11 protein-coding genes are annotated in these 9,857 nt (G+C 41.6%); 2 read left to right on the top strand and 9 right to left on the bottom strand.

Features of this window, described 5'->3' with window-relative positions; translation table 11 throughout:
* Window positions 1-25 precede the first annotated feature (25 nt).
* The 6 genes from ACFSR5_RS01045 to ACFSR5_RS01070 all read right to left on the bottom strand — a co-directional run bounded on the left by ACFSR5_RS01045 (window position 26) and on the right by ACFSR5_RS01070 (window position 4,312).
* The gene (locus ACFSR5_RS01045) at window positions 26-1,360 is read right to left on the bottom strand and encodes a TolC family protein (protein WP_380899805.1); all 1,335 of its coding nucleotides are present in this window, start codon (window positions 1,358-1,360) and stop codon (window positions 26-28) included.
* Window position 1,361: 1 nt separating this feature from the next.
* Window positions 1,362-1,940 (bottom strand): TetR/AcrR family transcriptional regulator, encoded by a 579-nt coding sequence (locus ACFSR5_RS01050; protein WP_380899807.1) that lies wholly within the window; start codon window positions 1,938-1,940, stop codon window positions 1,362-1,364.
* Between the two features lie 349 nt (window positions 1,941-2,289).
* The gene (locus ACFSR5_RS01055; protein WP_380899809.1) at window positions 2,290-2,715 is read right to left on the bottom strand and encodes a c-type cytochrome; all 426 of its coding nucleotides are present in this window, start codon (window positions 2,713-2,715) and stop codon (window positions 2,290-2,292) included.
* 4 nt (window positions 2,716-2,719) lie between these two features.
* Window positions 2,720-3,361, bottom strand: coding sequence for an SCO family protein (locus ACFSR5_RS01060; protein ID WP_380899811.1), 642 nt, complete (start codon window positions 3,359-3,361; stop codon window positions 2,720-2,722).
* Complete coding sequence (locus ACFSR5_RS01065; protein ID WP_380899813.1) at window positions 3,358-3,798, bottom strand: transposase; 441 nt, start codon at window positions 3,796-3,798, stop codon at window positions 3,358-3,360. The genes ACFSR5_RS01060 and ACFSR5_RS01065 overlap by 4 nt, the downstream gene beginning before the upstream one ends.
* A 10-nt stretch (window positions 3,799-3,808) precedes the next feature.
* Window positions 3,809-4,312 (bottom strand): DUF4442 domain-containing protein, encoded by a 504-nt coding sequence (locus tag ACFSR5_RS01070; protein WP_380899815.1) that lies wholly within the window; start codon window positions 4,310-4,312, stop codon window positions 3,809-3,811.
* Between the two features lie 237 nt (window positions 4,313-4,549).
* Between ACFSR5_RS01070 and ACFSR5_RS01075 the strand changes: the two genes are divergently transcribed.
* Entirely contained in the window at window positions 4,550-5,773 is a 1,224-nt protein-coding gene (locus tag ACFSR5_RS01075; protein WP_380899817.1) for an MFS transporter, read from the top strand.
* A gap of 214 nt (window positions 5,774-5,987) precedes the next feature.
* Here ACFSR5_RS01075 and ACFSR5_RS01080 read toward each other — a convergent pair whose 3' ends face one another.
* The 3 genes from ACFSR5_RS01080 to ACFSR5_RS01090 are packed head-to-tail and all read right to left on the bottom strand — an operon-like array spanning window position 5,988 to window position 8,333.
* Window positions 5,988-6,632, bottom strand: coding sequence for a uridine kinase family protein (locus ACFSR5_RS01080; protein ID WP_380899819.1), 645 nt, complete (start codon window positions 6,630-6,632; stop codon window positions 5,988-5,990).
* A 20-nt stretch (window positions 6,633-6,652) separates the two neighbouring features.
* The gene (locus tag ACFSR5_RS01085; RefSeq protein ID WP_380899821.1) at window positions 6,653-7,564 is read right to left on the bottom strand and encodes a LysM peptidoglycan-binding domain-containing protein; all 912 of its coding nucleotides are present in this window, start codon (window positions 7,562-7,564) and stop codon (window positions 6,653-6,655) included.
* A 10-nt stretch (window positions 7,565-7,574) separates the two neighbouring features.
* Complete coding sequence (locus ACFSR5_RS01090) at window positions 7,575-8,333, bottom strand: hypothetical protein (RefSeq protein ID WP_380899823.1); 759 nt, start codon at window positions 8,331-8,333, stop codon at window positions 7,575-7,577.
* Window positions 8,334-8,361: 28 nt separating this feature from the next.
* On the opposite strand from ACFSR5_RS01090, the gene ACFSR5_RS01095 reads away from it, so the two are divergent.
* Complete coding sequence (locus tag ACFSR5_RS01095) at window positions 8,362-9,726, top strand: NfeD family protein (protein WP_380899825.1); 1,365 nt, start codon at window positions 8,362-8,364, stop codon at window positions 9,724-9,726.
* Window positions 9,727-9,857: the final 131 nt, after the last annotated feature.

The following is a 9,857-nucleotide window of genomic DNA, read 5'->3' on the forward strand; positions in this document are numbered from 1 at the left end:
TCTTTGATTGATAAGGTAGTTTTCTTTATTCTGTTACTTCGACAGTCCCTAATGCTTTTTGGATATCTAATTTACTTGACAGCACGGCGTATAATGCATTCAAGTAGTTCAATTGACTTGTTTTTAGATCGGTCTCAGCTGTCATCAGCTCGAGGTAAGTTTTGACGCCTGCATCATATTGTAATTTGATCGTGTTATATACATCCTCGGATAGTTCCATGTTGTCTTTTGCATTACGCCAAGCATTCATGTTGGAACGATAGCTTGCCATGGCAGCCGAATATTCGGTGCCGATTTGGTTTTCGAGGTTTTGTAAATCCAATTCGATACGTTCTTCTTGTAATTCAGATTTCCGGATTTCTTGTATGCGTCTGGTGCCGGTGAAAATCGGAATAGAAAGAGAGAGCCCTACTGAAGAACTGGGAAAATTATTACTATATAGATCACCAAACTTATTGTTAAAGTAATTTGCATTATAAACGGCATAGGCGCCCAGTTGTGGTAGAAATTTCCATTTCTGATATTGTGTATTCAGTTTCTGAATATTACGCAGCGTCTCCGTTTGTTTGTATTCGACCCGATTGGCAAAATTTAAGATCTCTGTAGTGTCCAACAAGATGTTGCTTTCTAACGCTTGGTTTTCAAAAGAAAGGCTGATGTCTTCTTTTACCGGCATACCTAACAGCATTTTGAGGTAATCGTACTTGTAGTGTCGCATTTCCTTTGCCGTTTTCAGTTCAGCCTGTGCATTGTTTAACGAAATCTGTGCTCTTTTATAATCTGTTTTATCGACGAGCCCTGTTTCATACCGAGCATTGGCTTCCGTATATTGCCGTTGCAATCGAGCGATATTTTCATTAATAATGTGGATCGACTCTTCAGATGCGAGTATGTCATAATATGCTTTGCTGACATCAACAACCGTGTTTATGCGCGCGCTTTCAATGTTCAAATTGTTTTGTTCGCGAATGTATTGAGATGCACGGGAGGCTTGGAAGAGTTCTGGACTCAAAATAGCTTGATCCCCGCGGACCGAGAGAGAGCTAGTATTTTTCTGTCCCATCTGAATCGCTCTGCCATCGATCACGTTGGTCGGAATCTGTATTGCGTGGGCTAGGGATCCAGTGGCATTGATCTGGGGAAACCATCCCGACAGTGCGGAGGCAATTTCGCGTTCACCAATTTCTTTGTCTATTTGCACTTGTTTTAGTTCGATCTTATTACGCAATGCGTAACCAATAAGTTCGTCTAATGTGGCATTGTTATTGAGTTTTCCAGGATCCTGGCTAGTTTGTGCATGTGTATATCCTATCATACACGAAGCAAGGAATACGGATAAAGCAGCTTTTTTGAATCTCATATTATTGATTTTTAACACCATTCCAAATTATTTCTAATAAATCTTCGCGGCCCTTAGCCCGCATTTTGCAAAAACCATAGGTCACCATTTTTACATGAGATGTAGCCGTCCCGATGTAAATGGATACCATGGTATAGAAGCTCACATCCCGGATAATTCCGGACGTTATACCCTCTTCAAAAAACAATCGCATTCGATCGACTCCATAATATGTTGGATTTTTCTTCTGTTGTATGAGTTCATAATACGGAGAAGAGTAAAATTGTTCGATGAACCAAAAAATTTCTTTATTGGCGATATAATAGTCGACCAAACGATTCCAGATAAAAAAAAATTTCTCCTTATACGGGAGATCCTGATCCACGTTGAAAATATGATCGTTTGTCTTCTCTCGACAGTATTTAAAAAGTTCTAAGATCAATTCGTCTTTCGACGTAAAATAGTGATAGATGGTACCGGTAGCCACATTTGCGCGCGAAGCAATTTGACTCATGGGAGTCCCGTGAAAGCCGTATTCATTAATCAGTTTTAACGTGCTCTCGAAGATCGCTTCTTTCTTATTTAGCAATTGAACGTTCATTCGGTTGCAAATGTAGTGAAAAGTTAATGCTAGAAATGTCAAATATTTGTTATAAAAGCGTATAAATACAGGTGTTTTTATTGTGTTAAATCTTTGTTAAATGATTTAAATGATTTGTGAAGATGCTGCAATTGGTGTATCTTTGAGCATCATAATTTAGGTTTATAATTGGTTAGTAGAAGGTTTCCATTCTCCCCGTTTGGAAACCTTTATTTTTTTGGAAAGCCCGTAAACCTATCGGTCCACAAAGCGTGATTTCCTTCGTTACTAAAATAGGAGTGTTTGCTTACCGCACGTAGGGGACACCCATTCAAAACAAATAGACGTTTGCACAAACTTAGTTTTTTGTCTATCGACAGTCTTTGAGAGCTCGATTTACCTCTTCTTGTGTATAGGTTTCGGTGCTGTTACCAAATCTGGTGGTGACGTAAGTCAGGATATAGGCGATTTCGACCGGTGTCAGCTGCGGAACGCCTGGCATCGTGCCTTCAAATGTTTGGCCCTGCACGACGACGGGTGCATTTAGTCCATTTTTGACAATGCAGGCCAAGATGGAACGGTTGTCTTTTAGATAGATCGTATCCGTTAACGGTGGATATAAAGCCCCTAAGCCTTCTCCCGATGCACCATGGCAGTTTTGGCAGTGGATTCCGTATAATTTTTTCCCATTAGCCGCATATTGTGCAGTTTCTATACTCACGTTGGGCTGGCATGAATACCCTATGATAATGCATAGTATGCCGATTATCGATAGCGACCAAAGTGTGTTCGACATAGCGTTATTTTTCCTGCAATAAGATTTCTAAATCGGAGTAGAGTTGGCGCACCTGCTCATCGTTGGTGCCATCATAGGCTCCGCGGATGCGTTTGTTTTGATCAATTAGTACAAGGTAACCTTGATGATCGTAACCGCCGGGAGCAGAAGTGTCTTCCTTCGTATATACCAAATATTTATCGGCTATACCATAGATATCTTTTTTACTACCCGTGACGAACTGCCAACGTTCATCATTTACACCTAGTTTCGTTGCATAAGCTTTTAGTACGCTCGGCGAATCGAATTTGAAATCGATACTATGTGATAGAAAGGCTACGTGTTCGTTGCCCCTGTATTTTTCATAAATTTGTAAGAGATTGCGTTGCATAGTAGGGCAGATGCTGGGACAATGGGTGAAGAAAAAGTTGGCCACATAAATTTTGTGATCAAAAGTTTTGTTAGTGATCACAGCACTGTCTTGGTTTAAAAAACTGAAATCGGGAATCTGATGATAGATTGTATCAACGACAGTTTTGCCGTCTACGACGCGTTCTTCTGTCGCTCTTTCACCGATAAAAGGCAGTCTTTTTTGGGTTTTTCCAGTGCAACCGGCGACGGCTAACGCACATACGAATCCAAGATTAAAGTGGAACGTTATTCTCATGGCTTCGTTGTATAAGGGGTTAAAACACGATCAGCATCTTTGGAAACTTTTTCAAATTTGGACTGCAATTGCGTGATACGGTCAACTTCTGCTTTTTGATAGTCTGCATTTGTGCTATCTGGCGTGTATTCCTTCATCCAAGTCATCATGTCGTCGGTTGCAGATTCGAGGTCTGATTTTAATGTTGTCAATTCTTGCCGTGTTGCGTTGGTGTCTAATGATGGGTTGGCCTTTTTCAAAACCGATAAACTGCCCAACAACGAGTCTACGAAAACGGTGTGTTTATCAAACGTAGAAATTTGGGGCATAATCAGATCGTGTATTTCGATTGCTTTGGCAGATAATACCTGCGGATCGTTCTTTTGGTCCTTGATGTTTTGACAGGAAGTAATAGCAAGAAGAGAGAGGGCAGTAGCGCCCATGATTGACTTTTTCATACGCTTGTATTTATGTTTGTTGAAGATTGTCGAATTTACCGCTTTTTGTTCCGAAGGTCAAATCCCGTATGTAAATTTCGTTGTTTGACCTCGCGCAAAGCAAACCATTTTTGTCCAGGATGTTGATTTCAAATGTTTTGACCACCTTTCCATATCGCTGTATCTGCTGGAGCACTTCAGTGATCTCTTGGGGGGCTAAAATTATTGAGAAATAAAGATGATGTGCCGCCGGCTTCCGGTAGTCAATGCTTGCCGATTTTAACCAGGTAACTGTCTTTTGAACGCCGGACCGGCGCAAGATCTGATCCAAGAGCAAAGTATGTATCGGATCCACTGCAGAAAAGATCGTTCCGCCGAAAATCGTGCGGTTGGCGTTTATATTAAATACACTCTTATGGATGGTGATATCAACTTGTTGAAAATTGGCATGCACCTTCCGTATCCATATTCGCTGGAAGAAGAATGGAGGATAAACACGCAATATCCATTTTAATGCCTTTGGAGAAAGTCGCATAACACAAAGATAGTACTCTGGATACGTTAACAAGTGTTCTTACTGTTTAATTCTTGTAATAAATACAAAACCCCGGCCTTAGTAAGCAAGCTGCAGGGCAGGATGATAGGAAGATGATAGAAGGGCGATGGGAGCCACGGTGGTAAGCTTTCAATGGGATGAAGAGGTGGTTGTCTATCATATCCGGACGAATAGAATGAATTTTTATTGTAAATTGGCCTACCAAAATATAAACGTATGGAAAGTGAACTTCATCCCCGGAAAGTGTGGCTATTGGTTATGGTTGCCTCATTGGGATATTTTGTCGATATATATGACCTGATTATTTTTTCGATCGTTCGAGTGCAATCGTTTAAAGATATGGGCATTACCGATGCGCAAATGCGGAGCGATGGCGAATTTGTACTGAATATGCAAATGGCTGGTTTACTATTAGGCGGCCTATTGTGGGGGGTGATCGCCGATAAGTACGGCCGGTTAAAAGTCTTATTCGGATCGATCTTATTATATTCGCTTGCCAATGTGTATAATGGGTTTGTGCAAGATGTAGGGACGTATGCTTGGGTGCGGTTTGTGGCCGGAATAGGATTGGCTGGTGAGTTGGGCGCCGGAATTACATTGGTTAGTGAGAGTATGGCAAGAGGTAAACGAGGGTATGGAACCATGATTGTGGCGGGAGTCGGTGTCTTGGGAGCTATCTTGGCCTATTTTGTTTCGGAGTGGTTCAGCTGGCGAACAGCTTATTTCGTTGGAGGGGGTATGGGGTTATGTTTACTGCTTCTGCGTGTAGGAACATTCGAATCCGGCTTGTTCCAGCACAACAGAAATCAACAGGTGGAAAAAGGAAATATAGGGATGTTATTTAATCAAAGGGAACGTTTTACTCGTTATTTGTATTGCCTCTGTATTGGTTTACCTATTTGGTTTGTTGTTGGTGTGCTTGTTACGCAGGCGCCAGAAATCGGAAAGGCACTACATGCTCAGGTTCCGTTGAGTGCTGGAAAAGGAGTAATGTTCACTTATTTAGGCATTTCCTTGGGGGATGTTGGGGCTGGCTTGCTTGCGCAACGATTAAAATCTCGAAAGAAAGTAGTTTTTATTTGCCAACTCCTGATTATATTCTTTTCGCTCTGGTATCTCTTCAGCACGGGGCTTTCCGAGACCAGGTTTTTAGTACTGGCTTTTTTTATGGGAATTGGCGTGGGATATTGGGCAACATTCGTAACAATATCGGCCGAGCAATTCGGTACCAACCTGCGGGCGACGGTCGCAACTACGGCACCGAATTTTGTGCGTGGGGCGTTGATACCCTCCACGCTGTTATATGGATGGCTGGTGCCGAAATTCGGCATAATCCACGCAGCCATGTTCGTCACCTTATTGTTGTCCGCCATCGCTATTTTTGCGCTTACACGCCTCCCGGAAAGCTTTGATAAAGACTTAAATTTTGTAGAGAAGTAATACGCTGTAAACCATTAACGATTCGGACACTTTTTACAGCGTTTACCCCGCTTGTACTTCTTGCAACATTTCTTAAATACACAATAGCCCGTTTCGGAATTATTGGACAACCCCTTTCTTAGTTCGACAAAAAAGGGGTTGCTTTGTTGTGTATGATCCAAAAGCGTTTCTATCTGTTCCATCTCCGGTACAAAGATAGTTATTTAGATTTGATTTAAATTATAGTAATGTCTAAATTTTTATTTTTTAGATCGACGGAGATCTTATTTGCAGCGTCGTCGATAATATGCGGATTATCGGTATTATTGATGATGACGAGGTTGCAAATTGGCTTGTACGGCACTAAGTATTGATTGTAGGATGGAACGACATGATTGATCCATTTGTACATGACATCGTCGTGGTCGTAACCCCGTTCAATCAAATCGCGTCTCAGTCGTCTTTGAAGTGCTACCGACTCCTCGGCATCTAAAAATATACGGAAATCCAGTAACTCGTTTACCTCTTCGTAATGAAAAATGAAAAGTCCCTCTACAATAAGTATAGGAGCTGGTTTAATCTCCAGTGTTTTCGGTTTAATATTGGGGTTATTAAAGGTGTATTCTTCCCTATAAATCGTGTTGCCGTCGAATAGCTGTTTGATGTCATGATAAAAAGCATCTCTATTGATCGCCGTCGGAAGGTCGAAATTGTAAAGTCGGTTCTCTTCTTGTGTTTTCGTATTTGCTGGGATGTAATAATCATCCTGCGAAATGAGCGTCACTTGTTCGGGAAGGAAATGATTCAAAAAACTTTTTAAGAAAAAGGTCTTACCCGAGCCACTACTTCCAGCAATACCAATAACGTATGGTTTGTTCATTAATGCAAAAATAATAATAATTAGTGCAAAGGTACGCCATATGCTATTTCAATCAAAAATCTTCTGTCTAAAGCTCCAATATATGATGCCGCTGACTTCGACAGTACGACTATTGCATCTTGGGTGTCAGCATTATCGGTGAACTTGCCGACCACTTTTGCGTAGGTCACATTTCTCGTCATGGGGTTCGTAATCTTTAAAATGGTGCCTATTGGAGCCGTCTTATGTAAAGCAAGATTACTTTTACCATCTGTTTCCAAGTTGTCCATCCATACACCTATTCCTTTTTCCTGTTTTTCCCGGATTCCATAACGATTTGCTTCGAAGCCCAGATCGGTAGCATGTTGTTCCGCGAGAGATGGCGTGTCGATTACAGGTGTTTCTATGATTTCAGGGAGAGGTTCTCGATAATCCGAATTTGGTATTTTCAACATTTGTCCTTCCTTGACAGAATTTGACGATAAGTTATTCATTTGCTTTATCGCATCCACGCTCGTATTAAAGCGTCTTGAAATCGCATACAAGGTTTCGCTTTTGCCGACCTTGTACTCCGTCAATATTTTGGACTGGTCTTGCGTTGAATTATTACTTGCTGTTGTTTGAACAAGTGATGCTGTCGGTTTTCGGCCTGTTGGAATTTTCACCGTATCCCCCGGTTTCAGATTTTTTTTGTTGTTAACCGACATAATCGTGTTGACCTGTGCTTTGTAACGTCTTCCCAATGCGTAATAGGTATCTTTGGACTCTATTCGATGGATAATATATATTTCTCCGTTAATGACTTCAGTTCCCACGGAGTCTGGTGAGGTAAAATACCCGGAAGAAATGCGACGCGGATTGTCCGCGGCCAGCGTTGATAAGGAAAATGGGACACACAAAATACCTACAAAGCCCAACTTCATATAGGTTAATTTACTTTTCGATTTTCTCATACGGTTGCAATTATACTAAATACGAAACAATTTCCTGTTTATTATATGACATTAAGAATATTTGATTTCCAACTTGAAAGTAAGGTTGGGGAATCATTTTAGGCATGTCCGTCAATAAACGTTGCTCGTACAACAGTTTTGATGTATCCGAAATGCAAAGGTTTAAATGATAGTGTTGTCCATCTTTATGGTGGTAAGACCATATGAGTTTGTCGTGTGCTCTACTTACCCAAGGGATATCCGCTTGATCAGGGGGAAGTATGTGGGGCAAATAGTCGGGCAACTTGCCGGTATAGGGTATAGGCATTTTGACCGCCGTACAGAACTCTTCAGGGATAGGTGATGTCTGGCGAACTTTTTTGGCATCGCGGATGTCAATGTATTCTTCGAATCCACTTTGTAAACTTCTATGACGAACTTTTAGGTAATGAAGATACGTGTCCACCCAGGTGTATTCATGAGATAAGTAACGCGTTTGTCCCTGTATATCCAGTAAATGAATTCCTTCCTTTACGGGATGGCTGTCTCCAACACGTTTAAGAACAATGGTTTGATGTTGTAAGGCTTCCAATGTCCACTCTTTTTCAGGTAATTGTAAGTTTTCGAGCAGTAAATTGCCTTGAAAATCCAATACATACAGGATGGCGTGTTGTGTGCCATCTCCGCGTAATTCGACTCCTAGCAATTGTGTGGAGGTGTCGGCTACAATTTTCCATATTTGAAACGGAAATTTTTTTTCAAATGCTTTATATATTGTATATTTAGTCATTGCAGTGATATACGATTAGCTTATCCATATGAACAAATTTACGAAATCCTTTGTTGCTTTTCTTTTAACTTTTTTGATGGTATCTACTACTGTTTTTGCTCAGAAATTGTATAAAGTGGATTTAAAAGAGGAGATTGGGCCGAATGCTTGGCGCACTGTAAAATTAGCCCATGAACAGGCAACTGCTAATAAATCTATCGTTTTTTTGATAGAGCTTAATACCTTTGGAGGAGCCGTAAACTTTGCGGATTCTATTCGTTCGTGTTTGTTAAATTCACCGATGCGAACAATCGTATATATCAACAACAACGCTGCCTCCGCTGGCGCTCTGATTTCCCTAGCAGCGGATGATATTTATATGCATAGCGGTGGTAGCTTGGGGGCTGCCAGTGTGGTGAACCAAAATGGCGAAATTATGCCGGAGAAATATCAATCGTATATGCGTGGGTTGATGCGGGCGACAGCCGAGGCTAAGGGTAGAGATCCAAAGATTGCGGAAGCTTTTGTCGATCCAGAGGTTTCTGTCCCGGAATTTAAACCCGATGGGAAGCTTCTCACATTGACCGCTTCTGAGGCAATGAAAGCGGGGATTGTTCGCGCTGAAGTCAACGACTTAGATGGGTTATACAAACACGCTGAACTCACACAGATGGAGGTGTTACAACACCGCGTTACTGCTGTCGACCACGTGATCGCTTTTCTGATCAACCCCCTGGTTAGCGGCTTGTTGATTTTGGGGATTATAGGCGGGATCTATTTTGAATTGCAGACGCCTGGTATTGGTTTTGCCCTGGTCGTTGCGCTCATTTGCGGAGCTCTTTTTTTTGCACCACTTTACTTGCAAGGGCTGGCGGATAATTGGGAGATTGCTGTTTTTGTTATTGGCGTAGTACTGCTGATATTGGAAGTGTTTGTGATCCCAGGCTTCGGTATAGCCGGCATTCTGGGTATTATCTGCGTACTGTGCGGGTTGGCATTTTCCATGGTGGATAACGACTTTTTGGATTTTAAACTAACAACACCAGGGTTATTGATGAACTCCTTTTTGATTGTAACGGGCGCTATGATTCTTTCAGTGGTCTTGATGGTGCTTTTTGGGAAGAACCTGTTGAAATCTCGGGCTTTTAAGCGGTTAGTTTTAGAGGACGAACAGCAATCCGCTGTCGGATACACGTCTTCGCCGCAAAAAGCGGGGTTAATCAACAAAAATGGTATAGCGCGAACAGTTTTACGCCCGGCGGGAAAGATTGAAATTGATGGGGTTTGGTACGATGCTGTTGCGTTAGATGGTTTTATTGATTTAGGGGAGCAGGTGTATGTGGAAAAACATGAAAATTATAATTTATTTGTGCGTAAGTTGACGGATAAGCCGATCAAACAATCGAATAGCTAAGCAAATCTGGTACGATAATCTGACGATCGATAGCTGTATCTAGCAGGTAAAGAAAACGGGCGCTTTCTAGTAAGAAAGCGCCCGTTTTTCTGAGGTTTTTTGACTAAAACTTAACCCCTAATGTGAGTACA

Source organism: Sphingobacterium suaedae, from assembly GCF_042684625.1.
GTDB classification, from domain to species: domain Bacteria; phylum Bacteroidota; class Bacteroidia; order Sphingobacteriales; family Sphingobacteriaceae; genus Sphingobacterium; species Sphingobacterium suaedae.